We start from the raw sequence: 24,151 nt of genomic DNA, 5'->3' as shown, positions 1-24,151 counted from the left end.
CAGCGCCGCTGAGGTCGAAGGCACGCATGAGGTCGGCGGAGCGCTTCTCGATGACATCGGCGGGGAGACCGCGCAGCAGGCCGTAGTAGTGCAGCAGCTGCCGCCCGGTCAGCCGGTCGAAGGTGCGCAGGCGATCGGGCAGCACCCCCATGACCCGCTTGGCGCCGAGCGGATCGGTCGCCTGGTCGATGCCGCACACCTCGACCTCGCCGGCGTCGGCGCGGAGGAGCCCGGCGAGAATCGAGAGAGTTGTCGTCTTTCCTGCGCCGTTCGGTCCGACGATCCCGTAGAAGGTACCGGTCGGCACGGTGAGGTCGATCCCGTTCACGGCCCGCTGATCGCCGAACTCCTTCACGAGGCCGCGAATGACGATCGCATCGGATGCCGCCCCCGCGCGCACGTCCGTGACGACGGCCTCGGCGGCAGCGACAGGGTCGGGAGACGGTTCGGGGTCGGATGCAGGTTCGGGCTCCGACTCGGGCTGAGGTTCCGGCTCCGGCTCGGGCTGCGATTCCGGCTCCGGCTCGGGCTGCGATTCCGGCTCCGGCTCGGGCTGGGGTTCCGGCGCCGGGTCCTCCTCCGGAACGACCGAAGGCGCGGGCTCAGGGGCTGGCGGGATCTCCGGCTCGACGGGTGCGATGACGGCTTCGGCCGTGGGTGCCGCGTCGTCGGCGATGGCTGCGGCGGTGGCATCCCGCTTCTCGTCCGCCGCGCGCTGCGCCTCTTCCTTCGCGGCTTTCGTCGCCGCGGCCTTCGCGGCCCTGGTCTCCGCAGCTTTCTTCGCAGCCGCCGTCTTCGCGGCGCTCGTGCGTGCACTCGTCTTCTTCGCGGTCGCCTTCGCGGTGGTGTTGCGCGCGGATGCATCCTTGGCTGCCGCGGTCTTCGCAGCATTCGTACGCGCCGTGGTCTTCTTCGCGGCACCTGCCTTGGTCTCTTCGGACTTCACCGCGGCAGCCCGTGCCGACGTCTGAGGTTTCGGCGTCGCCTTCGGTCGCGACGCCACCGTTCTCACAGCGGAAGTACGCGTCGTGGTCGCCGATGAGCGTGCCGGAGCGTCCGATGCGTCGCCATCGGAGCCTTCGACGTGAGCGTCTTCAGAAGCAGTCACTGCTCTAACGTATCAACGGCAGTGGACTTTCCCGCGGTCACGCGAAACAATCGAAGCAGGAAGTCTTTCGACCCACGAGACCTGTGGATCCGGTGTGCACCTCATCACGAAACGGCAACAGCGGGGCCTCACCCCGCAGCTTCCCAGGAGGAATGGCTACCATGAAGGCGGCACGAAGAAGTGTCTGGTCGGTAAACCGGCCATGAACACCGATTCTTTTTAGGAGTATTCGTGACTCTTCAGACCGTCATCCTCGCCGCAGGCATGGGCTCGCGCCTCGGGCGCGCGCTGCCGAAGCCGTTGACGCAGCTCAACGATGGCCGCACCATCATGCAGCAGCAGCACGAGAACATCCGGGCCGTGTTCGGCACCGAAGCCCGCATCACCGCCGTCGTCGGCTACCGCGCCGAGACGATCATCGAAGCGTTCCCGAACGTCAACTACGTGCATAACGAGCGCTACGACGAGACGAACACTTCCAAGAGCCTGCTGCGCGCCCTCGGCGCCACGGGCAAGAGCGGTGTGCTCTGGATGAACGGCGACGTCGTCTTCGACCCGCGCATCCTCGGTCGTGCGATCGAGTTCATCGAGCGCGACCAGTCGTTCGTCGCCGTGAACACTTCCAAGGTGAGCGACGAAGAGGTCAAGTACACCGTCACCGCGGAAGGCTTCGTCAAGGAGCTCTCCAAGAGCGTCAAGGGTGGTCTCGGCGAGGCCATCGGTATCAACTACATCTCGTCCACGTACAAGAAGGCGTTCATGCGCCAGCTGTCGCGTGTGGATGACCAGGAGTACTTCGAGGGCGGTCTCGAGCTTGCGATCGCCGAAGACGGCCTGCTGCTCGAGCCGATGGACGTCTCCGACCTGTACGCGGTCGAGGTCGACTTCGCCGAAGACCTCGAGCAGGCGAATCTGTACGTCTGATCTGCTCGTCCCGAAAGCCCGGCTCCGCATGGTGCCGGGCTTTCGGCATTCTCGCGGACACTCTGCATAGGATCTGGACATGGCCAACAAGGTGCACAAGATCCACTCCCTCCCGGACGACTCCGCCTGGGACAAGGGCGTGCCACCGGTCGGCTCGGACGAGCATCCGCTGACCGTACGCGGCATCGATCGTGTGCTCGCGATCCAGCGTCCTCTCGTGCTCGCGCATATCCGCAGCATCCGCCTGCGCAATCCGGATGCCACCCCCGAGAAGCTCGTGCGCGTCCTCGAACGCCGCTATCTCGCGGCCGTGACGACCGGCGGCGCGGCCGTCGGTGCGACGGCCGTGGTGCCTGGCATCGGCACGGGGGTCACACTCGCCCTCTCAGGAGTCGAGACGATCGGGTTCCTCGAATCCACCGCGCTGTTCGCGCAGTCGCTCGCCGAGGTGCACGGCATCGCGATCGAGAACCCGGACCGCGCGCGTGCGCTCGTGATGACGCTGATGCTGGGCAAGGAGGGCGTGGATCTGGTCGCTCAACTGGCCAGGCAGGCCACCGGACGAGGTACCGGGCGCGCGTCGTACTGGGGCGAAATGGTGACCAAATCACTCCCCCGCGCCGCGATCGGGCCGATCGTCGATCAGCTGAAGACGCGCTTCGTCAAGCACTTCGCAGCGTCCGGGGGCGCTTCGTTCATCGGCAAGGCCATGCCGTTCGGCATCGGTGCCGCCGTCGGCGGCGCAGGCAACCATCTGCTCGGCCGGCGCGTGCTCACCACCTCGCGTCGTGCCTTCGGCATCGCGCCGGCGACGCTTCCCGCAGAGCTGGAACCCGGAGCGGATGCGGAGAAGCTCGAGCTTCGGATGCTGCGGGGCGCCCGCTACGCCAGCACCGCGATCACCGGTGCCGCGGGGACCGTCACGCGCGGTGTCGGCTGGGTCGGGCACAAGGCCGGAGCGGTGATGCGGACGAAGCGTAAGGACCGCGAGCTCGACTCGGCCTCCACAGACACCGATCTGTAGCGGTTCTCCCCCGTTTCTGGCTAGGCGCGCCTCGCCGCGCTCGTGGCGTCGGATGCCGCTCATACCGTGGCGCGCATGCTGCGCCCCATCGAACCTTCACAGACTCCGCCTCCCGTCGCTTATCGCGTGCCCTGGTCCATCCGTCGCGCTGACCCCAGCCATCCAGTCGTCACGAACGACAGCGCGGAGAGCGCCGACTTCGTACGTATCGTCCGTGCCGACCAGAGCGGCGAAGTGGTCCAGCTCTGGGGTCAGGTGCTGCCGTCCGAGGACATCGAGCTGTGCCTGTGCGCGGCCGATCTCGACGAGGTGATTGTCACCCTCGCATGGTTCCGACCGGTGGACGGGCTCGAGTACGTCTGGCGATTCGTGGTGTGAGTGGACCGTCAGTCCGCACGAGCCGACTCGCGCACGGGCTCGTTCATCGCGAGCAGCACGGCGAACACGCCCCAAAGCATTGAGATGTTCATCGCCGTGTCCTTGCCGTTCCACGACGAGGACTGCCACATGGCGAACCACTCGGAGCCGATGATGACGAAGCCGAGATACCAGATGAGGAAGCCGAGTCCGTAGGCGGCGAACCCCCAGATCTTCGCTCGGTTGAACCGCGCCGCGTCGTTCCGGCGCAGGAACAGCAGGATGCCGCCGACGATGCCGAGCGCGGCGAAGGCGCCCTCGGCGAGGATGATGCCGATGTAGGCGACGTGGTGGATCCAGGTCACGTCGATCGCACGCCACATGAGGGCGTTGCCCTCGAACGTGGTGTCCATCGAGAGGACGTGCTTGACGAACTGGAAGTTCGAGTCGTAGTCCATGAGGTTGCCCGCGAAGACGAACAGGGCGAACACGCCGGACAGAAAAACGACGAGGGACTGCAGCAGCCGGAGCGGGAACTTCATCGTGGATCTTCCTTTCGCATGAAAACGAGATCGAATCGAGGTTCGGAATAGGTGTCGAACGAGATCGCCTGGACGAACGTCCACCCGAGCTCAGCACGGTCGCGGATGATCTGGCGGTAGTCGTCAGCGAGTCGATGGCCGTCGCGGTGCTGCGTCACCGCGATGCTCACTATGTCGTACTGGGTCATCTCTGCCACCCGCGCGCTTGCCGTCTGATTTGGTATGTGCTGGGCGTCCGGTCCGTGCCACGCGGGAGCGCCCCGGCCGTGGCCGGGGCGCTCCCGCCGAACGAACCGAACTCAGCTGAACTGGTTCATCGTGTTGTCCTTGCCGCCGGCCTTGAGAGCCGCGTCTCCGGCGAAGTACTCCTTGTGGTTGTCGCCGATGTCGCTGCCGGCCATGTTCTGGTGCTTGACCGTCGCGATCCCCTCGCGGATCTCGCGGCGCTGGACGCCGGTGACGTAGGCGAGCATGCCCTCGTCGCCGAAGTAGCCCTTGGCCAGGTCATCCGTCGAGAGTGCTGCCGTGTGGTAGGTCGGCAGCGTGATGAGGTGGTGGAAGATCCCCGCCTGTGCGGAACCGTCGCGCTGGAACGAGCGGATCATCTCGTCGGCGACCTGCGCGAGCTCGGTGCCGTCGTAGTCGACGCTCATGAGCTCGGCCCGGTCATAGGACGACACGTCCTTGCCCTCTTCCACGAACCGGTCGTACGCCTGCTGGCGGAAGTTGAGCGTCCAGTTGAACGACGGGCTGTTGTTGTAGACGAGCTTCGCGTTCGGGATGACCTTGCGCACCTCGTTCATCATTCCAGCGATCTGCGCGACGTGCGGCTTCTCCGTCTCGATCCACAGCAGATCGGCACCGTTCTGCAACGAGGTGATGCTGTCGAGCACGCAGCGCGCTTCACCCGTGCCTGCACGGAACTGGTACAGGTTGCTCGCCAGACGCTTCGGCCGCAGCAGCTTGCCGTCGCGCTTGATGACGACATCGCCGTTGCCCAGCTGGTCTTCCGAAATCTCCTCGACGTCGAGGAACGAGTTGTACTGGTCTCCCAGGTCACCCGGCTCGTGGGTGACTGCGAGCTTCTGCGTGAGCCCGGCACCGAGCGAGTCGGTGCGGGCCACGATCACGCCGTTGTCGACGCCGAGCTCGAGGAACGCGTAGCGCACGGCTGCGAGCTTCGCGACGAAGTCCTCGTGCGGAACCGTGACCTTGCCGTCCTGGTGGCCGCACTGCTTCTCATCCGAGACCTGGTTCTCGATCTGGATGGCGCAGGCACCCGCCTCGATCATCTTCTTGGCAAGGAGGTAGGTCGCCTCCGGGTTGCCGAAACCGGCGTCGATGTCGGCGATGATCGGCACCACGTGGGTCTCGAAGCTGTCGATCTGCGACTGGACGAACTCCACCGCTGTCTCGTCTCCGGCGCGGCGCGCGTCATCGAGCTGGCTGAACAGCAGGTCGAGCTCACGGGCGTCGGCCTGACGCAGGAACGTGTAGAGCTCCTCGATGAGCGCCGGGACCGACGTCTTCTCGTGCATCGACTGGTCGGGCAGCGGCCCGAACTCCGAGCGGAGAGCGGCGACCATCCACCCCGATAGGTAGAGGTAGCGCTTATTCGTCGTCTTCAGGTGCTTCTTGATCGAGATGAGCTTCTGCTGGCCGATGAAACCGTGCCAGACGCCGAGCGACTGCGTGTAGAGCGACGAGTCGGCGTCGTATTCCGTCATGTCGCGACGCATGATGTCGGCGGTGTACTGGGCGATCTCGAGTCCGGTCCTGAAGCGGTTCTGCGCCCGCATGCGGGCGACGTACTCGGGGTTGATCGCATCCCAGCTGGAGCCGTTCTGCTCCTTGAGAGCCTGAACGGCGTCGATGTCGTCTTGGTACGCAGTCATCTTGTTTCCTTTGCGGTGGTGGCTGAGTCGCATTGCTTCCACCTTGTGTCAAGAACGAAGCCCTTTCCCGACATTGGAAGGGTGAAGATTTGCCGATCTTCTACGAAGCGGAATATGGTCTGCGCAGCCCCGCACGCGCGAACCACCAAAGGAACCCGCAACCCGTTGTGCGAGGCATCCAACGAGACGCGACCTCCCGCTACTAGGGTTGAATCCGTGACGGAAACGCCTGACCTCTCCACGACCGCCGGCAAGATCGCCGACCTCCGCTCCCGCTTCAGCGAAGCGGTCACCGAGCCCGAGAAGATCGCACGGGAGAAGCAGCACGCCAAGGGCAAGATGACCGCCCGTGAGCGCATCGAACTACTGGTCGACCCCGGCAGCTTCGTCGAGTTCGACGAGTACGTCCGCCACCGCACCACGTCGTTCGGCATGGACCGCAACCGCCCGTACGGCGACTCGGTGGCCACCGGAATCGGCACCATCCACGGCCGCACCGTCGCCGTCTACTCGCAGGACTTCACGACCTTCGGCGGGTCGCTCGGCGAGGTCGCCGGCGACAAGATCATCAAGATCATGGAGTTCGCCCTCACCAGCGGCATGCCCATCATCGGCATCCTCGACTCCGGTGGCGCCCGCATCCAGGAGGGCGTGCTCGCTCTCAGCAAGTACGGCGAGATCTTCCGCCTCAACACCCGCTCGTCGGGCGTCATCCCGCAGATCTCGATCATCATGGGGCCGGCCGCCGGCGGCGCCGTCTACGGCCCTGCCCTGACCGACTTCGTCATCATGGTCGACAAGACCAGCCAGATGTTCGTCACCGGGCCCGACGTCATCAAGACCGTCACCGGCGAGGACGTCGGCATGGAGGAGCTCGGCGGCGCCCTCACCCACAACACCCGCTCTGGCGTCGCGCACTACCTCGCCGATGACGAGGACGACGCGATCGACTACGCGCGGACGCTCCTCGGCTATCTGCCCGACAACAACATGGCCGAGATCCCCGGCTATGAGACCGACTTCGAGTTCGAGACGACGGATGCCGATCAGCGCCTGAACACGGTCATCCCCGACTCGGCGAACCAGCCCTACGACATCCACACGGTCATCGACCATGTGATCGACGACGACTTCCTCGAGGTGCAGCCGCTGTTCGCACCGAACATCGTCATCGGCTTCGGCCGCATCGAAGGCCGGTCGGTCGGCATCATCGCGAACCAGCCCTCACAGATGGCGGGCACGCTGAACATCGAGGCCGGCGAGAAGGCGAGCCGCTTCGTGCGGTTCTGCGACGCGTTCTCGATCCCGATCGTCACGCTCGTCGACGTGCCGGGATACCTGCCCGGAACAGACCAGGAGTGGACCGGCGTCATCCGCCGCGGAGCCAAGCTCATCTACGCTTACGCGGAAGCCACTGTGCCTCTGGTCACCGTGATCCTGCGCAAGGCCTACGGCGGCGCCTACATCGTGATGGGCTCCAAGCAGCTCGGCGCCGACGTCAACCTCGCCTGGCCGACGGCCGAGATCGCCGTGATGGGCGGCCAGGGCGCCGTGAACATCCTGTATCGCAACGAGATCAAGAAGGCAGAAGAGGCCGGCGAAGACGTCGCGGCCGTCCGCACCCGGCTGGCGAACGAGTACACCTACAGCGTCACCTCGCCGTTCCTCGCCGCCGAGCGCGGCGAGATCGACGGCGTCATCGAACCAGCGAACACCCGCGTCTCGGTCGCGAAGGCGCTGCGGGCGCTGCGGGGCAAGCGCGCCGAACTGCCACCCAAGAAGCACGGGAACATCCCGCTGTGACCGACGAGCACGCCGCACCGGATCTTCGCATCGTCCGCGGAACCGCGAACGAAGAAGAGCTCGCCGCGCTCATCGCGGTGGTCACCGACGCGTACGAGCGTGAGGCGACGGATGCTGTCGCCGAACAATCACGAGAGTCGGCGTGGCAGCGTACGCAGCGCCCGTTGCGCAAGCCGCTGCGCCGGGATATCCCGTGGGGTCGGTTCTCGGGGTAGCGAGAAAGCGCGGCGGAGCCGACGTCCCTCAGCCGCGCGGACGACGAAAGCGCAGGGTGACGAGCTGGAACGGTCGCAGCGCCAGCTCGACATTCTGCCCCGACGCGGAGCCGACGGCCGCGGCATCCACCTCGCGCTCGAGCAGATCCGTCTCGGAGAAACCATCGAACGCGAACGAGGTCGACAACGTGACCTGAGCCCGGCCGCCGAACGCTTCGTATAGCCGCACGATCACGTCTCCGCTGCGGTCCTCCGCCAGCTTCACCGCTTCGACCACCACGGCATCCGAGGAAACCGACAGCAGCGGCGCGATGCCCTGAGCGCCCACCACCTGCCGGGTCGGCAGATTCAACCGGTATCCCTCACGCACAGCATCCGCGATCGACGCATCGGGGCGGATGCTGACCCGGAAGGTGTGCTCGCCCTGGTCGGCCTCGGGGTCGGGGTACAGCGGCGCACGCAGCAGCGACAGCCGCACGTTCGTAACCGTGCCCCCTAACCCACCGACTTCGCGCGGGGCGCTCGTGATGTCGTGGCCGTACGTGGAGTCGTTCGCCACAGCGACACCGAATCCGTGTTCGCCGACGTGCACCCACCGGTGGGCCACCGTCTCGAACCGGGCCATGTCCCACGACGTGTTCGCGTGCGTCGGACGCCGCACGTGCCCGAACTGGATCTCTGAGCTCGCCTGGTCGGTGTGCACATCGAGAGGGAACGCGAGCTTGAGCAGCTTCTGGCGCTCATGCCAGTCCACGACCGTCTCGATCTCGACCGCACGCGAACCTGCCGCGAGCGTCAAAGTCTGCGTGATCCGCGTAGCCCCCCGGCCGCGGACCACGCAGACGACTGCGGCGGTGGGATGGGCGACCTGCTCGACGGATTCCGCTTCGGTCAGGTCGACGACCTGCCGGCGGTAGTGCTCGTCGATGTCCCAGGCATCCCACCTGGTCGGAGTGTCTCGATGCAGTTGGAGAAGATTGGCGCGCTGCCCCGGCGCGATGGTCTCGCGGCCGGAAGAGCGGTCGACGAGCGAGGTGATCAGACCCTCGCCGTCGATGTGCACGACGAGGTGCTCATTCGACAGCTCGAACTCCGTGTCAGTACGCGTCAGAGTCGCAGCCGGTGCCGCAGGCGGCGCCGGCGCTCCGATGCCCATCGGTTCGGTGCCGTCCTGCGCGTACGGGCCGGCGTTGGCCGCCAGCGCCGTGCCGCCCTCGCCGACGAGGGCGGAGAGCGCTCGCGTCGTCAACTTCTCGGTGGTCGCCAGCACCTCGTCGTAGCGCCGCTCGGCCTCACGGTGCACCCAACCGATCGAGCTGCCGGGGAGGATGTCGTGGAACTGCTGCAGCAGCACCGTCTCCCACAGCCCGTCCAGCTCGTCATAGGGGTATTCCTCGCCGCGGAGCGCCGCAGCCGTCGCCCACAGTTCGGTCTCGCGCAGCGCATGCTCGCTGCGGCGGTTGCCGCGCTTGGTGCGGGCCTGCGACGTGTACGTGCCGCGGTGGAACTCGAGGTACATCTCCCCCGACCACACCGGCGGGTGCGGGTACTCGGCCTCGGCCGTCTCGAAGAACTCTGTCGGACTCGACAACGTGACCGTCGGCGACCCCTCCAGTGACCGCAGGCGCGCTGCCGCGGCGATCATCTCGCGGGTCGGGCCCCCACCGCCGTCGCCGTACCCGAAAGGCACGAGAGAGGTGCTCGCGAGCCCTTTCTCGGCGTACTGCCGCTCGGCTCTGGCGAGTTCGGCTCCGGTCAGCTGTGCACTGTAGCTGTCGACGGGCGGAAAATGCGTGAAGATGCGCGTGCCGTCGATGCCTTCCCACAGAAAGGTGTGGTGCGGCATCCGGTTCGTCTCGTTCCACGACATCTTCTGCGTCAGCATCCAGCGCGAGCCCGCGGCACGGGCGATCTGCGGGAGCGCGGCGGAATATCCGAACGAGTCGGGCAGCCAGACATCGGGCGGTTCTATACCGAACTCGTCGATGAAGAAGCGCTTGCCGCGCACGAACTGCCGGGCAAGCGCCTCGCCGCCGGGCATGTTCGTATCGGATTCGACCCACATCCCGCCGGTGGGGACGAACCGGCCCGCCGCCACGGCCTCGCGCACCCGGGCGAACAGCTCGGGCTGGTACTGCTTCAGCCAGGCGTACTGCTGCGCCGACGATGCGGCGAAGGTGAAGTCGGCCTCCTGCTGCAGTGACAGCACGTTCGAGAATGTGCGGGCGATCTTGCGCTGCGTCTCGCGCACCGGCCACAGCCATGCCGAATCGATGTGCGCATGCCCGACGGCGTGCACGCGATGCGCGGAAGCGGATGCCGGGCGCGACAGCGCGTCGGCGAGTTCGGCCCTGGCCTCGGTGGCCGTACCGACGATGTCGTCGGGATCGGCCGTATCGACCATCCGCTCCAGCGCCCGCAGGATCTCGGCGCGCCGTGTCGAGGACTCGGGGAGCTCGACCATCAGCTGCGACAGCACCGTGGCATCTTGAAGCAGCTCCCAGACCTGGGCGTTGCGCACCGCGACGTCGGCCTGGCGGAACTCGTAGAGCGGTTCTGCGCCCGCCGTCTCGAGCGCACCGAGAGCGGTGGGCCGGAAGTCACGGAATCCGTCTGCGACGTCCGGATTCGCGGCCGCCTCCAGGAACAGCTCGAACGCGCTGCCCGGAGCAGCCTCGAGGGGCACATGCGCATTGCGCGGTTCGACCGCCTTGACGATCGAGCCATCGGGCCGGTAGACGGTCCCCTCAGCCTGGAACCCGGGCTCGGCCGCATTGAACCCGAGATCGAAGAGCAGCTCGGCACCGGGTGCCTCCGGTGCCGTCCCCCGAAATCGCAGCCAGGTCGTCCCCCACGGACTGCCCCACCGTGTCCCGACGGCGAATGGCGCATACACCTGACCGGCTGCTTCGGCGAACGGCACCGGCTCCCCCGGCACTTCCCAACTCGCCAGCGTGAGCGGCGTGAATCCGGTGTGCACATTCCTTCGCAACCGCTCGTCGATGAAGCGTCGTACGCGGGCTTCGATCAGAGCGGATGTGTCGTGCATGCGGCAACGGACTCCAAGGTCGGGATGCAGATAGTCAATCGATTGGAAATACTCCTGTCAAGGTGTTCCCCGATCGTGCCGCGCCGATCAGGAATCGAGGAACAGCGCAGCTGCCCGCGGGGTGAGCACCTCATCGAGCACAACGCATCCCGCCCCGACAGCGGCGACGTCGTCGCCGATCACGGTGCCCCGCACAGGGAGATCTCGTACGGCGCGGGTGGCGCTGCTGCGATCCAACAGCGTGGGAAGCCGTGAGAGCGAGATCGCCGACAGTCGCGACCAGAATGGGCCACCGAGCACGACGCGATCGATGTCGAGCATGTTGGTGAGCGCCGAGATGAGAACCGCGAGGTGGTGCACAGCGGTCTCGAGCACCGCCGATGCGTCCCGGTCACCGCCGGCCGCACGATCACACAGTTCGGTGAAGCGAGCGTCCACGGACTCCGCATCGCTGCCGACGCGATCATCGGCGAGCACACCGGCATGCTCGGCCCGTTCGACGATCGCCTGCGGTGTGCAGACGACCTCGACGCAGCCGCGTTGCCCGCACGTGCATTCGGGGCCTTCCGGATCCACGATGATGTGGCCGACCTCGCCGGCGTTGTGCGACGCCCCGCGCACGACGGCGCCGTCGAGCACCAGCGCCGTGCCGATCCCGATGCCGAGGTACACGAAGAGGAACGAGCCGTCCGGCGGGTGGTCTCCCGTCCACAGTTCGGCGACGGCGGCCGAGGTCGTGTCCTTCTCGAGCGTCACGCTCAGGCCCGTCGCCTCCTGCAGTGCGTCACGCAGCGGCACGCGGTGCCAAGAGTGCAGCTTGGGCGGGTCGATGACGGTTCCGCGGGCGGCATCCAACGGCCCGGGCGTGGCGACGCCGATGCCCGTGATGGCCGCACGATCGAGCTGTGACCTCTCGATGAGATCCTCGACGGACTCCGCCATCGCCGCGATGATCCGGCGCGCATCGTCGGCCGGCATCCGTGTCGTGCTGCGTTCGAGAACCGCACCCGTGAGATCCAGCAGCACGAACGTCATCATCGCCGGATCGAGATGCACGCCGATCGACAAGCGACTGGCGGCGTTCAGGCGCAGGGTGGTGCGCGGCTTTCCGGGCCCCTGTATCATCCGGCCGGCCTCCTCGATGAGCCCTTCGCTCAGGAGCCGGCGCGTGATGTTCGTGATCGTCTGAGCGGACAAACCGGTGGCTTCCACGAGCTCGGTGCGGCTCAGCCCCTCGCGGGAGCGGCGGATCGCTTCGAGGATGACGGACTGATTGAAGTCCCCCATCTTCGGGAGATTCGTGCCCCGCCGCCGCAGATCCATCGCTCCATCATGACGCATTCAGACGAATCCGTGTCCCCCGAAATACCTACAGACAAACATCTTGCGCCCGGGCGAGACTGTTATCAACGCTTCGCGTTCGATCGGTCTCTCTGCCCCAGGGTAGGCAGACGGTGATCGATCTCCCGCGGTGAGTTTTCGGGTAACTGCACCGCACATGGCGAGGGGCGGGCGGCTTCGCCGCCCCTCGCCCTTCTTCTCACCGCACTTCTGGTCATGACGTCGCGTCGTCACGCCATACGCGCGGAATCTCGTGCCAGAGTCCGACGGCGTCCTCATCAGAGGAATCACCGGCACCCGAGCGCCCGACCACGGTGACCGCAATGTGCTCATCCCGCGCGGCGCGGATGATCACCCGTTCGGACGCTGCGCTGCCGATGACGTCGGCGAGCTCGTCGCGGATCTCACTGCGTCGAACTTCGTCGAGCTCGTCCAGACCACCCTCGTCGAAGACCGTCACCGACACCCCGCGCACGCGAACCTCGTGGATGGCATGGCGCACGGCATCGTTGAGCAGGCTCGCGCCGCGCAGCTCATCGCGCAGCCGCCCCTCGGCAAGGCGCGCCTCGAGACGCTCAGCGTCAGTGAGATTTCCGCGGGAAGCGACGGTCCTGGTCAGCACAGGGCCCGCGGCGCCCAGCGCGTACTTGACGCGTACGCGCCGCTCGCGCTGACGCACCAGCTGCGTCGCGTGCCACGCCGAGGCGGCCCTCTGGATGTCGGCGAGACGGTCCGTGTCGTGCACGGCGCGGTCCCAGAACAGGACGAGCAGCTGCGCGATGACCGTCCACATGATCGAGCCGACCAGACCAAGCTTGAGCGCTTCGAAGAATCCGAGGTAGATGGTCGATGTCACGATGAGCACGACGAGCACCGACCAGCCCGTCAGCGGACGACGCCGCACGGTGCACACGACGGCGAGCAGACCGAGTCCGCCGATGTACCAGGTCGCGAACGGCGCAGCCCAGTGCGTGGATTGCAGCGAGGCATTGACCATGACGGGGATGGCGACGGTCGTCACCACCGCGGCCACGCCCAGCCAGCGCGGCATCTGCGCGCCGTCATGGGAGTCGATGAGCACGGTGGCCAGGATGATGCCGAGGAACACGAGGATCGCGGCGACCATCAGCAGCGGCGCCGTCGGCTGCACGATCCACCACACCGCTCGCGCGGCGAAATACACCGCGAATCCTACGGCGAGCGCCGTCGCGACGCTGCGGACCGAGCGGTTCATGCGCGATCCCAGCGCAGCACGACGCGGGTGCCCGCGTCGTTCGAGTCGATGTCGGTGCTGCCGGCGACGGCGGCCATCCTGGCGACGATGGACGCACGGATGCCGAGCCGGTCCTCACCGATCGCTTCCATGTCGAATCCGGGCCCCGCGTCGATGATCGTCAGGGTGACGCCGTCGTCGCCGTCCCCCTTCGCGACGACGTGCATGCCGCGCCCATGCGCATGCGTGATCGCGTTGCCGATCGCCTGTCGTGCCGCCAGCACCAGGGCGCGGGCGACCCGACCGGGGATCAGCCCCGCCGTGCCGCGCTCCTCCACGATGGCATCCGCGCCGAGTTCGGACAGCGCCCGCCGGAGTTCGGCGATGATCTGCGCCGTGCCGACCGGATCGTCGCTTCCCTCTTGGGCGACGGCCGCTTCGGTGTTGGCGAGGCGTGTCAGCGCCTCCCTCGCCATCGCGACGGCGAGATCCCTGGCGCGGTCCGAGTCGGCCCGCTCCGCCGCGATGAGCGCGGCGAGGACGCTGTCGTGCATGAGCGCGGCCATCGCGACCCGCTCCTCCTCCGCTGCGGCGCCTGCGGCCACAGACGCATACGAGGCCACGGCTTGGCCGCGGGCCTCATCCACCCCAGCGGCAACGGACCGGAACACCCATCCCAGCGCGATGATCACGATGCCGAGGATGAGTGTGAACGACACGTCGAAAGCCGTCGTCGTCCAGTACGTGCCGGTGAACTCCCCCTCGACGAGGCGGACGTACCCGTAGACGAGAGGCACGCCGAAGGCCCAGACGAGCTGCAGCCGCATCGGGAACGCGAGCATCGCCGCCACGACGGCGACATTCACCATGAAGAAGATCCAGGGCTGTCCGTCGCGCGCCCCGTGCTCTTCGATCACCAGCGGCCAGATCGCGAGCGCTGCGACGTAGGCGACCGCGAACAGGCCGGACATCGCACGCACGCCGCGTCCGATCACGCAGGCCACCAGCATTCCGATCAGCGGCACGTACACGACAAGCAGCAGCACCAGCTGCGTGATGGAGGGGTTCTCCGCCAGGTCACCGAATGCGGCGACCAGCGCCTGGGCACCGAGGATCGCGGAACCGATCGCCACCACCGTGGCGAGGATGCGCTCCATGCGCTTGCCTGTGAAGCGTTCGAACCGGGTCTCCGTCGCACCCGGCGAGGGGATCTGTCCCCACGCTGCGCGCAGCGACGCGTCAGCCGGCACTGGCGGCCCCGTCCGGTGCGACGATGCCGTCCTCCATCGCTCGCCGCAGCAGGTCGACCTTCGTCGGGGCGGGGCGCCCGACCTCGACGTACTTCACCCGCACCCTGGTGATGTTCTCCTTGGCCGTCGAGTAGGCCACTCCGAGCCGGTCGGCGACCGCCTTCAGCGGCAGGCCCGTGGCATACAGCCGCAGCACGTCACGCTCTCGCACCGACAGCTGCGCATCGGCGAAATCGCGGTCGCCTTCGACGGCGCTGGCCCACTCGACGTTGTTCAGCGCCTCCCCGCGGGCAACCGTGCGGATCGCGTCGAGGACGTCGTCCAGCGCTGAGGACTTGCTCACCACACCGGCTGCCCCCGCGGCGAGCGCTTCGCGCACGGCCGCCGGGCGATCGGCGACGCTGTGGATGACGACGCTCGCGCCGTCCATGACGAGCGCGGTCACATTCTCGGTAACCGTGGTGCCGTCGCCGAGGGTCAGATCGAGTACAACGACGTCGGCGGACGTCGAACGGGTCGATGTCCGCCAGTCCAGATACTCCACCACCGTGCTGCCGGAGAACACCACTGTGCCGCTGTTCGCACGCTCGCACGCCAGCTCCAGCCCGAGACGGACGGACTCGTGATCGTCGATGAGTGCGACCCTGCTCATGGACTCAGCCTATCGGCGAGCGCTCAGCGGCTGAGCGCTGCGACCGCCTCGACATGGTGCGAGTGCGGGAAGAGGTCGAACGCACGCATCGAATCGACACGCCAGCCGAGGCCCCGGAAGGTTCCGAGATCCCGCGCGAGAGCGACGGGATCGCACGCGACGTAGACGACGGCATCCGGGTTCAGAGCGTGCACGCCCTCGACGACCGCGCGACCGGCACCGGCGCGCGGCGGGTCGAGCACGACGGAGCCGGCGCCGGCAGCGTCGGGCAGTCCTGCCAGATACCGGTCCACGCGAGCGGTGATCGCGACGGCGTCGATGGCGGCCAGATTCTCGCGTGCGTGGGCGGTCGCGCGGCCGCTGGATTCGACCGTGACGATGTCGGTCGCGCCGGCATCGGCGAGGGTGGCGGCCAGCAGTCCCACCCCGCCGTAGAGATCGAAGTGGGTCTGCCCCGGATCGACGCGCCCGGCGAGTGCCGAGCGCACCGCGGCGTCGAGGACGGATGCTGCGCGCGCGTGCACCTGCCAGAAGCCGTCGGCGTCGAGGCGGAACGATCGCCCGCCCACGCGCTCGACGATCACCGGCGCCTTCGGCCGCCGCCCGTGTTCCGGCCGCCGCAGCACGTGCACCGTGCCGTCGGCGGACTCGACGAGATCGACGCGCCCGGGCTCGGCGTTCGTCAGCGCACGGGCCTCAGCCTCGATGCGCGGCCGGGCGAGCGGGTGCGAGGCGACCGGGATGACCCGGTGGCTGCGAGACGCGTACGGGCCGACGTTGCCGTGTGCGTCGACGTGCAGCGAGACGCGTGTGCGCCAGCCGGTTCCGTCGGTGTCGTCGACCGGCTCGACGACCGGGGCTTCCAGACCCGCGCCGGCGAACTTGTCCAGCGCCTCACTGAGCACCTGCCGCTTGAGCGTGCGCTGGTGATCGAGGTCGATGTGCCCGAGATCGGCGCCCCCGGCACGATCGTCGGGGTCGCGCGAGATGTCGGCCTCGGGCCAGACGTGCGGCCGGCGGTGCGGCGAGGCATCCAGCACTTCCACGGTCTCGGCCCGCCAGAACGATGACTTGGCGTCGTCGGTGACGCGCGCCCGCACCCGTTCGCCGGGGATGGCATCCGACACGAAGACGACGCGCCCCTCATACCGGGCGATGAAAGTGCCGCCGTGCGCGATTCCGGTGATGTCGAGATCGAGCAGATCGGATGCAGAGCGGTCCATCCTTCGAGGATACGGTGACGGCGACGTTACCGTGGTGGCATGCAGGTATGTCTCGCCTCCACCTCACCCGCCCGTCTCATGCTGCTGCGCCAGGCCGGGATCGAACCGATCACCCGTGCACCGGAGACAGATGAAGATGCCGTGACCGCACAGGCCGTCGCCGAACGCGGCGCCGACCTGCCGCCGGACGAGCTCGTGCTGCTGCTCGCGCGCGCCAAGGCCGCCGATGTCGCCCACCGGCTGGCCGCCGAGGAGACGGACTTCGACGGGATCGTGATCGGCGGCGACTCGATGTTCGCCCTCGACGGTCGCGTATACGGCAAGCCGTATACGACGGAGGAGGCGACCCGGCGGTGGCGCGAGATGCGGGGCGGCACCGGCATCCTGCACTCCGGTCATTCCGTTTTCCGCGTGCGGCCGGGCGAGAAGCTGCACGAGGCGACCGCGGTCGCCGAGGCCGCCGTGACGTTCGCCGACGACATCACCGATGACGAGATCGCGGCGTACGTCGCCAGCGGCGAGCCCCTGCACGTCGCCGGGGCCTTCACCGTCGACAGCCTCGGCGGGGCCTTCATCACCCGTGTCGACGGTGATCCCTCCACGGTCGTCGGCATGTCCCTGTCGACCATCCGTCGCCTCACCCGAGAGCTGGGTGTGTCGTGGACGGATCTGTGGTCGTAGACATCCCGCTACGTTTTTCGCGGTTTCTTGTAGGGAGTTGTCAAAGGGATCGGGGGTCTTCTCGCTAGGCTGGCACTCATGCCAATCGAGAAGGTGCTCATCGCCAACCGCGGTGAGATCGCCGTACGCATCGTCCGCGCCGCTCGCGATTCCGGGATATCCTCGGTCGCCATCTACGCGGATCAGGACCGGGACGCGATGCACTCGCGGCTCGCCGACGAAGCGTACGCGCTCGGCGGCGACACGAGCGCGACCACGTACCTGCAGATCGACAAGATCCTCTCGATAGCCCGGCGCTCCGGGGCCGATGCCGTGCACCCCGGCTACGGATTCCTCGCCGAGAACGCCGAGTTCGCCCGAGCCGTGATCGGCGCAGGAATGACCTGGATCGGCCCCTCCCCCGAAGCCATCGAGTCGCTCGGCGACAAGGTGACAGCCCGTCACGTCGCCGAGAAGGTCGGCGCGCCGCTCGCCCCCGGCACCCCCGGCCCCGTCGAGACGGCCGACGAGGTCGTCGCATTCGCGAGGCAGCACGGGCTGCCGATCGCGATCAAGGCTGCCTACGGGGGCGGCGGACGCGGCTTGAAGGTCGCCCGTGAACTCGACGAGGTCGCCGAACTGTTCGAATCGGCGACGCGTGAGGCTGTCGCAGCCTTCGGTCGCGGCGAGTGCTTCGTCGAGAAGTATCTCGACAAGCCGCGTCACGTCGAGACGCAGTGCCTCGCGGATGCTGCGGGCAACGTCGTCGTGATCTCGACGCGCGACTGCTCGCTGCAGCGCCGTCACCAGAAGCTCGTCGAAGAGGCACCGGCACCGTTCCTCACCGATGCGCAGAACGACCTGCTGTACTCGGCTTCCAAAGCCATCCTCAAGGAGGTCGGCTACGTCGGAGCCGGCACCTGCGAGTTCCTCATCGGCGCCGACGGCACCGTGTCGTTCCTCGAGGTGAACACGCGCCTTCAGGTCGAGCACCCGGTCTCCGAAGAGGTCACCGGGATCGATCTGGTGCGCGAGCAGTTCCGCATCGCCGCCGGCGGGACGATCGACTACGACGACCCGACGCCGAACGGCCACTCCTTCGAGTTCCGCATCAACGGCGAGGACCCCGGCCGCGGGTTCCTCCCCCAGCCGGGCCCCATTCACGTCTTCAAGACCTTCGGCGGCCCCGGCATCCGGCTCGACTCCGGCGTGACCGCCGGCGACGCGGTCTCGGGCGCGTTCGACTCGCTGCTGGCGAAGATCATCGTCACCGGCAAGAACCGCGAAGAGGCGCTCGAGCGCGCCCGCCGCGCCCTGGATGAGTTCGAGGTCGCCGGGCTTCCGACGGTTCTGCCGTTCCACCGTCAGGTCGTGCGGGATACTGCATTCACCGCCCCAGACGGCGTGTTCGGCGTCTTCACCCGCTGGATCGAAACCGAGTTCGAGAACGACATCCCCCCGTGGGACGGCGAGCTCGATGCTCCCGCCGCTGCGGAGAGCCGCCACACGGTCGTCGTCGAGGTCGCAGGCAAGCGCCTCGAGGTGAGCCTGCCCGACCGCGTGACCGTCGCCGCCGGCACCGCGGGGCGCCCGGCCGCCGTGCCGCCATCGCGCCGCAGCCACGCGACGACCGCTTCAGCCGGAGCATCCGGCGACGCCGTGAAGTCGCCGATGCAGGCTTCGATCATCAAGATCGCCGTCAAGGATGGCCAGGAGGTCGTCAAGGGCGACCTCGTCGTGGTCCTTGAGGCGATGAAGATGGAGCAGCCCCTGCAGGCACACAAGGACGGGGTCATCGGCAACATCAACGCCGCCGCCGGCACCACGGTCTCGGCCGGGCACCAGCTGCTGACCATCAGCTGACCCGTGGAGTGACGGCGCTTGTGGAGTGACAGCGCTTTCGTCTCGTCGCTGCGCTCCTCGCTCAAGCCGTTTCGTCGCGCTCCGCTCGCTCAACGCCCCACCGGGAATCATTCCGGGCCGAATCGAAGCCTGCCCCCGCCGACCGGATTCCTCAGCCGGTGTTTGTCTCGCTCCGCTCGCTCAACGCCCCCACGGGGAATCATTCCGGCCGTTGAGCGCAGGCCGAAGGCCGCAGACGAAACGGGCTGAGCGAGCCGAAGGCGAATCGAAGCCTGACCCCGCCGACCGGACTCGTCAGCCGATGTTCACCAGGTGCATCGCACGGCTCGCATCCGTGATGCTCGAGGACAGCGACGGATAGGCGGCGAACACGCGCGAGACCTGGTCGACGGTCAACCGCCGCTCCACCGCGACGGCGATCGGGTAGATGAGCTCCGATGCCTTCGGCGCGACGATGACCCCGCCGATGACGGTCCCAGAGCCCTTGCGGGCGATGATCTTCACGAAGCCGTCCTTGATGCCCATCATCTTCGCCCGTGGATTCGCGGCGAGCGGCAGCTTGTAGACGAGGCCGTCGGCGACGCCGTCCTCGACGTCTTTCTCGCCCCACCCGACGGTGGCGATCTCGGGGGCGGTGAAGATGTTCGAGGTGACCTTGATCTTCTCCAGCGGGATGACGATGTCGCCCAGCGCGTGGAAGACGGCCGTGCGCCCCTGCATGGAGGCGACAGAGGCGAGCGGCATGAAGTTGGTGCAGTCGCCGACCGCGTAGATGTTCGGCACCGAGGCGCGAGCGACCCGGTTCACCCGCACGTGACCCGACTCGGTGAGTTCGACACCCGCCTCTTCCAGGCCGATTCCGTCGGTGTTCGGCACGGAGCCGACCGCCATCAGGCAGTGGCTGCCCTCGACCTCACGGCCGTCCGAGAGCGTCACCTTCACACCGTCATCCGTGCGCTCGACGGTGTCGGCACGCGACTTCGACAGCACGGTCATGCCGCCGCGCTTGAACACCTTCTCGAGCACGCGCGCGGCATCCTGATCCTCGCCCGGCAGCACCTGCTCGCGGCTGGAGACCAGCGTCACCTTGGCCCCCAGGTTCATGTAGGCCGACGCGAACTCCGCACCGGTGACGCCGGAGCCGACCACGATGAGGTGCTCGGGCAGCGCCTTCATGTCGTAGAGCTGAGTCCAGGTGAGAATGCGCTCCCCGTCGGGCTTGGCAGTGTCGAGCTCGCGCGGCGACGCACCGACCGAGATGATGATCGTGTCGGCTTCGACACGATCGAAGTCGGTGCCGCCCGGGCCCGTCGAGACGACGATGGCGTTCGGCCCCTCGAGACGGCCGTGGCCGGGGAGGATGCGCACGCCGGACTCGAGCAGCGTCGAACGCATGTCTTCGGATTGCTGTCCGGCCAGCGCCAACAGGCGCTTGTTTACCGCGGCGAGGTTGATCGCGATCTCGGGCTTGAGGGGCTTGCCCGCCGCGCCCTTCGCATAGAACTGCACGCCGAGGTCGCTCGCCTCCGAGATCGCGACGGCGGCGTCGGCGGTCGCGATGAGACTCTTCGACGGCACGACATCGGTCAGCACGGCTGATCCGCCGACGCCGACCCGCTCGACGAGGGTCACCTCGGCTCCGAGCTGAGCGGCGGCCAGCGCCGCCTCGTAGCCGCCGGGACCGCCACCGAGGACGGCGACGTGCTGAGTGCGCTCAAAGGGAGTCGAAGACATGGTCACCATTCTCCCGCAATCCGCACCGACTTGCCGTCGCCTTCCATAGAGTGGATTCATGACCGACATTCACCACAATCCCCTCGACGATCCGGACGCAGACCCGTTCGAGATCGCAGCCCGTGCAGCCGCAGACATCGCGCGGCTCACCGGCGTCGAGAAGCATGACATCGCCCTCACCCTCGGCAGCGGCTGGGGCAAGGCGGCCGAGCTCATCGGCGAGACCACCGCGACGATCCCGGCCACCGACGTGACCGGCTTCTCGAAGCCTGCTCTGGAAGGCCACGTCGGCACGCTTCGCAGCATCCGCACCCCGGCCGGAAAGCACGTGCTCGTCATCGGCGCACGCACGCACTACTACGAGGGTCACGGCGTCCGCCGCGTCGTGCACAGCGTCCGCACCGCAGCGGCCACCGGCGCACAGATCATGGTGCTCACCAACGGTGCCGGCGGCATCCGCGAGACCTGGACTCCTGGTCAGCCGGTGCTCATCAGCGACCACCTCAACCTCACCGCCGACTCTCCGCTCGAGGGCGCGACGTTCGTCGACCTCACCGACCTGTACGCGCAGCGCCTGCGCGACATCGCCCACACCATCGACCCCTCGCTCGACGAGGGCGTGTACACGCAATTCCGCGGCCCGCACTACGAGACCCCGGCCGAGGTGCAGATGGTCCGGCGCATCGGCGGCGACATCGTCGGCATGTCCACCGCCCTCGAGGCGATCGCCGCCCGCGAGGCCAGCATGGAGATCCTGGGCTTCTCGCTCATCACGAACCTCGCCGCCGGCATCCAGAAGACGCCGCTCAGCCACGGCGAGGTGATCGACGCCGGCACGGCGGCGGAGCCGGTGATTTCGGCGCTGCTGGCCCGTGTGGTGGAGGCGCTGTGAACGGGCAGGCACTCGACGACCGGCTCGCGCAGGCGCGGGCCTGGCTGCGTCAGGACCCGGATGCCGAGACCCGCGACGAACTCGCCGTCGTCGTCACGCGTGCGGCTTCGGGTGATGCCGCCGCCGCCGCCGATCTCGATGATCGCTTCGGCGCTCGCCTCGCGTTCGGCACCGCGGGGCTGCGCGGCGAACTCGGAGCCGGCAGCAACCGGATGAACCGGGTCCTCGTGGCACAGGCCGCCGCGGGCTTCGCCGCGTATCTGCGCGAGCGTGCCGACGCGGCCGCGCCGACGGTCGTGATCGGCTACGACGGCAGGCGGAACTCGCGCCGGTTCGCGCTGGACTCCGCCGAGCTGTTCGCCGGCGCCGGCCTCCGCGCGATCCTGCTCCCCCGCCTGCTCCCTACGCCGGTGCTGGCATTCGCCGTGCGCCATCTCGGCGCGGATGCCGGTGTCATGGTGACCGCGAGCCACAATCCGCCGAACGACAACGGTTACAAGGTCTACCTCGGCGGCGAGGACGCCGGGGCGCAGATCGTGTCGCCCGCGGACGTTGAGATCGCCGCTCGCATCCAGCAGATCGCGGATGCCGGTGACATCAGCGCGCTCCCCCGCTCCGACGCGTACGAGACCGCCGGCGACGACGTCGTGGACGCCTATGTCGCCGCGACCGCCGCCGTCGCCCCGGCACCCGAGTCTGCGAAGAGCCTCACCTGGGTCTACACCGCGATGCACGGGGTGGGCTGGGAGACGTTCGCGCGGATCGTGGATGCTGCCGGCTACCCCCGCCCGAAGACGGTCGGCGAGCAGTTGAGCCCGGATCCGACGTTCCGCACCGTCGCGTTCCCCAACCCGGAGGAGCCGGGTGCGATGGATCTCGCCTTCGCAGCGGGCCGCCGCACACGCGCGGACTTCATCCTCGCGAACGACCCGGATGCCGATCGCCTGGCCGTCGCGATCCCCGATGAGTCCGTCGAGAGCGGCTGGCGCCGACTGACCGGCAACGAGATCGGATTGCTGCTCGGGGCCCGTGCCGCGCGCGCGGCTGAAGGAACCGCGGGGGCGACGCTGGCCTGCTCGCTGGTTTCATCACCGGGGCTCGGCGCGATCGCCGCGCACCACGGCCTAGACTTCCGCGAAACGCTCACCGGCTTCAAGTGGATCTCCCGCGCCCCCGGCATGGTCTTCGGGTACGAGGAGGCGCTCGGCTACCTTGTGAATCCCGAAACGGTGCGCGACAAGGACGGCATCTCCGCGGCGATCGCCGTCCTGGGGCTGGCGGCCGAGGCACACGGGCGCGGCGCGACCCTGGCCGACGTGCTCACCGAGCTCGGTGAGACCTATGGACACTTCGCGAGCGGGCAGGTCTCGGTGCGCGTCGACGACCTCTCGGTCATCGCCAAGGTCATGCTGGCGCTGCGGACACTGCCGCCGGTCCGCATCGGAGAGACGCCCGTCGCTTCGGCCGAGGATCTGCTCGATGCCGCGCCGGGTCACCCGTCCGGCGACGTGCTGCGGTACCGGCTCGCTGACGGCTCGCGCGTGATCGTGCGCCCCAGCGGCACGGAGCCCAAGCTCAAGGTGTACCTCGATGCACAGGCAGCGTCGGCACAGGATGCGGCGCACGTCGTCGCGGCGCTCGAGGACGGCGTTCAGGCACTGCTGGAGGAGCGCTCCTGATCCTCGCCCTCGTCGGCGCCACGGCGCTCGTGGCAGGGGTCATCCAGCGCGTTACGGGCCTGGCGTTCGTCCTCGTGCTGATCGGCCCGATCGTGCTGGTGTACGGGCCGATCGAAGGCGTCACCCTGGCGCTGCTGCTCGCCGTGATCGCCTCGGCGATCACCTTGCCTTCGGCGTGGCGTGAGATCGACTGGCATCGCGTGGTCTGGTTGCTCGGTGCGGGACTGATCGCCGTGCCCTTCGGTGCGCTGCTGACGACGCTGCTGCCCGACCCCGCCCTGCTGTTCGTCATCGCGGGGGTGGCGATCGTCGCTCTGCTCGGACCACGGGTGAGCGGTCCGGCCGCCGCCATGCTCCGTGGTCGCCGCGGCGTGATCGTGGCCGGCGCGGCCGCCGGGTTCATGCACAGCTCGAGCGGGCTGTCCGGACCCGCGCTGGCCGCGTACGCGATCGCCGACCACTGGGAGCAGCGCCGGTTCGCCGCGAGCGCCCAGGTGATCTTCCTCGGTTACGGCGTGACCTCGGTGCTGCTTCGCGGCCTGCCCGTCTCGCCGCCGTGGGAGGTACTCACGCTCGGCGTCTGCACGGCGATCGGCATCGTCGGCGGCTCGCTGCTGACCCGAGTCGTCCCCGTCGCCCTCGCTCGCGCGGTGATGCTGTGGTGCGCTTGGATCGGCGCGCTCGTCGTGCTGGCACGTGCGGTCGTGGCCGTCGTGCAGTGAGCCCG

General features: G+C 68.1%; 21 protein-coding genes. 10 read left to right on the top strand and 11 right to left on the bottom strand.

Going from position 1 to position 24,151, the window contains the following annotated elements; genetic code table 11:
* Positions 1-1,108, bottom strand: a 1,108-nt coding sequence (locus ACTICP_RS09080; RefSeq protein WP_441891586.1) for an ATP-binding cassette domain-containing protein, incomplete at its 3' end; no start/stop codon positions are given.
* A gap of 231 nt (positions 1,109-1,339) precedes the next feature.
* Here ACTICP_RS09080 and ACTICP_RS09075 point away from each other — a divergent pair.
* From ACTICP_RS09075 to ACTICP_RS09065, 3 genes are all read left to right on the top strand, one after another.
* The gene (locus ACTICP_RS09075; RefSeq protein ID WP_441891584.1) at positions 1,340-2,032 is read left to right on the top strand and encodes an NTP transferase domain-containing protein; all 693 of its coding nucleotides are present in this window, start codon (positions 1,340-1,342) and stop codon (positions 2,030-2,032) included.
* Between the two features lie 79 nt (positions 2,033-2,111).
* Positions 2,112-3,056, top strand: a complete 945-nt coding sequence (locus ACTICP_RS09070; protein ID WP_441891582.1) for a hypothetical protein — start codon at positions 2,112-2,114, stop codon at positions 3,054-3,056.
* 126 nt (positions 3,057-3,182) lie between these two features.
* A complete protein-coding gene (locus ACTICP_RS09065; RefSeq protein ID WP_441891580.1) occupies positions 3,183-3,434 on the top strand; it encodes a hypothetical protein in 252 nt (83 codons plus the stop codon).
* Positions 3,435-3,442: 8 nt separating this feature from the next.
* Here the strand turns inward: ACTICP_RS09065 and ACTICP_RS09060 are convergent, their stop codons facing one another.
* From ACTICP_RS09060 to ACTICP_RS09050, 3 genes are all read right to left on the bottom strand, one after another.
* Entirely contained in the window at positions 3,443-3,955 is a 513-nt protein-coding gene (locus ACTICP_RS09060) for a DUF2165 family protein (RefSeq protein ID WP_441891578.1), read from the bottom strand.
* Positions 3,952-4,143: a DUF4177 domain-containing protein gene (locus ACTICP_RS09055; RefSeq protein ID WP_441891576.1), complete on the bottom strand. Its 192-nt coding sequence runs from the start codon at positions 4,141-4,143 to the stop codon at positions 3,952-3,954. The genes ACTICP_RS09060 and ACTICP_RS09055 overlap by 4 nt, the downstream gene beginning before the upstream one ends.
* 111 nt (positions 4,144-4,254) lie before the next feature.
* On the bottom strand, positions 4,255-5,850 hold the full coding sequence (locus tag ACTICP_RS09050) for an isocitrate lyase (RefSeq protein ID WP_441891575.1): 1,596 nt from the start codon (positions 5,848-5,850) through the stop codon (positions 4,255-4,257).
* A 216-nt stretch (positions 5,851-6,066) separates the two neighbouring features.
* On the opposite strand from ACTICP_RS09050, the gene ACTICP_RS09045 reads away from it, so the two are divergent.
* Together ACTICP_RS09045 and ACTICP_RS09040 are read left to right on the top strand one after the other, a co-directional pair.
* Positions 6,067-7,653, top strand: a complete 1,587-nt coding sequence (locus ACTICP_RS09045) for an acyl-CoA carboxylase subunit beta (protein ID WP_441891573.1) — start codon at positions 6,067-6,069, stop codon at positions 7,651-7,653.
* Positions 7,650-7,868: an acyl-CoA carboxylase subunit epsilon gene (locus ACTICP_RS09040; protein ID WP_441891571.1), complete on the top strand. Its 219-nt coding sequence runs from the start codon at positions 7,650-7,652 to the stop codon at positions 7,866-7,868. Before ACTICP_RS09045 ends, ACTICP_RS09040 begins: the two co-directional genes overlap by 4 nt.
* 28 nt (positions 7,869-7,896) lie before the next feature.
* Here ACTICP_RS09040 and ACTICP_RS09035 read toward each other — a convergent pair whose 3' ends face one another.
* The 6 genes from ACTICP_RS09035 to ACTICP_RS09010 form a co-directional block, all read right to left on the bottom strand.
* Positions 7,897-10,917: an alpha-mannosidase gene (locus ACTICP_RS09035; protein ID WP_441891569.1), complete on the bottom strand. Its 3,021-nt coding sequence runs from the start codon at positions 10,915-10,917 to the stop codon at positions 7,897-7,899.
* 87 nt (positions 10,918-11,004) lie between these two features.
* Positions 11,005-12,240: an ROK family transcriptional regulator gene (locus tag ACTICP_RS09030; RefSeq protein WP_441891567.1), complete on the bottom strand. Its 1,236-nt coding sequence runs from the start codon at positions 12,238-12,240 to the stop codon at positions 11,005-11,007.
* Positions 12,241-12,472: 232 nt separating this feature from the next.
* On the bottom strand, positions 12,473-13,492 hold the full coding sequence (locus ACTICP_RS09025; RefSeq protein ID WP_441891565.1) for a hypothetical protein: 1,020 nt from the start codon (positions 13,490-13,492) through the stop codon (positions 12,473-12,475).
* Positions 13,489-14,721 (bottom strand): sensor histidine kinase, encoded by a 1,233-nt coding sequence (locus ACTICP_RS09020; protein WP_441891563.1) that lies wholly within the window; start codon positions 14,719-14,721, stop codon positions 13,489-13,491. The genes ACTICP_RS09025 and ACTICP_RS09020 overlap by 4 nt, the downstream gene beginning before the upstream one ends.
* Positions 14,711-15,373, bottom strand: a complete 663-nt coding sequence (locus tag ACTICP_RS09015; protein ID WP_441891561.1) for a response regulator transcription factor — start codon at positions 15,371-15,373, stop codon at positions 14,711-14,713. Before ACTICP_RS09015 ends, ACTICP_RS09020 begins: the two co-directional genes overlap by 11 nt.
* A 23-nt stretch (positions 15,374-15,396) precedes the next feature.
* The gene (locus ACTICP_RS09010; RefSeq protein ID WP_441891559.1) at positions 15,397-16,596 is read right to left on the bottom strand and encodes a class I SAM-dependent RNA methyltransferase; all 1,200 of its coding nucleotides are present in this window, start codon (positions 16,594-16,596) and stop codon (positions 15,397-15,399) included.
* A 39-nt stretch (positions 16,597-16,635) separates the two neighbouring features.
* Here ACTICP_RS09010 and ACTICP_RS09005 point away from each other — a divergent pair, with 39 nt between their 5' ends.
* Positions 16,636-17,277, top strand: a complete 642-nt coding sequence (locus tag ACTICP_RS09005; protein ID WP_441891557.1) for a Maf family protein — start codon at positions 16,636-16,638, stop codon at positions 17,275-17,277.
* Between the two features lie 78 nt (positions 17,278-17,355).
* Positions 17,356-19,119 (top strand): acetyl/propionyl/methylcrotonyl-CoA carboxylase subunit alpha, encoded by a 1,764-nt coding sequence (locus ACTICP_RS09000; protein WP_441891555.1) that lies wholly within the window; start codon positions 17,356-17,358, stop codon positions 19,117-19,119.
* A 294-nt stretch (positions 19,120-19,413) separates the two neighbouring features.
* Here the strand turns inward: ACTICP_RS09000 and ACTICP_RS08995 are convergent, their stop codons facing one another.
* On the bottom strand, positions 19,414-20,862 hold the full coding sequence (locus ACTICP_RS08995; protein ID WP_441891553.1) for an NAD(P)H-quinone dehydrogenase: 1,449 nt from the start codon (positions 20,860-20,862) through the stop codon (positions 19,414-19,416).
* A 49-nt stretch (positions 20,863-20,911) separates the two neighbouring features.
* Here ACTICP_RS08995 and ACTICP_RS08990 point away from each other — a divergent pair, with 49 nt between their 5' ends.
* Genes ACTICP_RS08990 through ACTICP_RS08980 form a run of 3 tightly spaced genes read left to right on the top strand, consistent with a single transcriptional unit; the run spans position 20,912 to position 24,146 of the window.
* A complete protein-coding gene (locus ACTICP_RS08990) occupies positions 20,912-21,745 on the top strand; it encodes a purine-nucleoside phosphorylase (protein ID WP_441891551.1) in 834 nt (277 codons plus the stop codon).
* Positions 21,742-23,424: a phospho-sugar mutase gene (locus ACTICP_RS08985; RefSeq protein ID WP_441891549.1), complete on the top strand. Its 1,683-nt coding sequence runs from the start codon at positions 21,742-21,744 to the stop codon at positions 23,422-23,424. The genes ACTICP_RS08990 and ACTICP_RS08985 overlap by 4 nt, the downstream gene beginning before the upstream one ends.
* Before the next feature lie 29 nt (positions 23,425-23,453).
* Positions 23,454-24,146 carry a TSUP family transporter gene (locus ACTICP_RS08980; RefSeq protein ID WP_441891547.1) on the top strand — a complete coding sequence of 231 codons (693 nt, stop codon included), beginning with the start codon at positions 23,454-23,456 and terminating at the stop codon, positions 24,144-24,146.
* Positions 24,147-24,151: the final 5 nt, after the last annotated feature.

It is taken from the genome of Microbacterium sp. (assembly GCF_052102115.1).
GTDB lineage: Bacteria > Actinomycetota > Actinomycetes > Actinomycetales > Microbacteriaceae > Microbacterium.
The sequence above is the reverse complement of the archived record's forward strand: the minus strand, read 5'-3'. Positions and strand labels throughout refer to the sequence as shown.

Excerpts from the sequence above, each read along its gene's own strand:
- ACTICP_RS09000 (WP_441891555.1), top strand. The coding sequence starts at position 17,356 with ATGCCAATCGAGAAGGTGCTCATCGCCAACCGCGGTGAGATCGCCGTA.
- ACTICP_RS09015 (WP_441891561.1), bottom strand. The coding sequence starts at position 15,373 with ATGAGCAGGGTCGCACTCATCGACGATCACGAGTCCGTCCGTCTCGGG.
- ACTICP_RS09010 (WP_441891559.1), bottom strand. The coding sequence starts at position 16,596 with ATGGACCGCTCTGCATCCGATCTGCTCGATCTCGACATCACCGGAATC.
- ACTICP_RS09005 (WP_441891557.1), top strand. The coding sequence starts at position 16,636 with ATGCAGGTATGTCTCGCCTCCACCTCACCCGCCCGTCTCATGCTGCTG.
- ACTICP_RS08995 (WP_441891553.1), bottom strand. The coding sequence starts at position 20,862 with ATGGTGACCATGTCTTCGACTCCCTTTGAGCGCACTCAGCACGTCGCC.
- ACTICP_RS09070 (WP_441891582.1), top strand. The coding sequence starts at position 2,112 with ATGGCCAACAAGGTGCACAAGATCCACTCCCTCCCGGACGACTCCGCC.
- ACTICP_RS09035 (WP_441891569.1), bottom strand. The coding sequence starts at position 10,917 with ATGCACGACACATCCGCTCTGATCGAAGCCCGCGTACGACGCTTCATC.
- ACTICP_RS09030 (WP_441891567.1), bottom strand. The coding sequence starts at position 12,240 with ATGGATCTGCGGCGGCGGGGCACGAATCTCCCGAAGATGGGGGACTTC.
- ACTICP_RS09060 (WP_441891578.1), bottom strand. The coding sequence starts at position 3,955 with ATGAAGTTCCCGCTCCGGCTGCTGCAGTCCCTCGTCGTTTTTCTGTCC.
- ACTICP_RS09025 (WP_441891565.1), bottom strand. The coding sequence starts at position 13,492 with ATGAACCGCTCGGTCCGCAGCGTCGCGACGGCGCTCGCCGTAGGATTC.
- ACTICP_RS09050 (WP_441891575.1), bottom strand. The coding sequence starts at position 5,850 with ATGACTGCGTACCAAGACGACATCGACGCCGTTCAGGCTCTCAAGGAG.
- ACTICP_RS09055 (WP_441891576.1), bottom strand. The coding sequence starts at position 4,143 with ATGACCCAGTACGACATAGTGAGCATCGCGGTGACGCAGCACCGCGAC.
- ACTICP_RS08990 (WP_441891551.1), top strand. The coding sequence starts at position 20,912 with ATGACCGACATTCACCACAATCCCCTCGACGATCCGGACGCAGACCCG.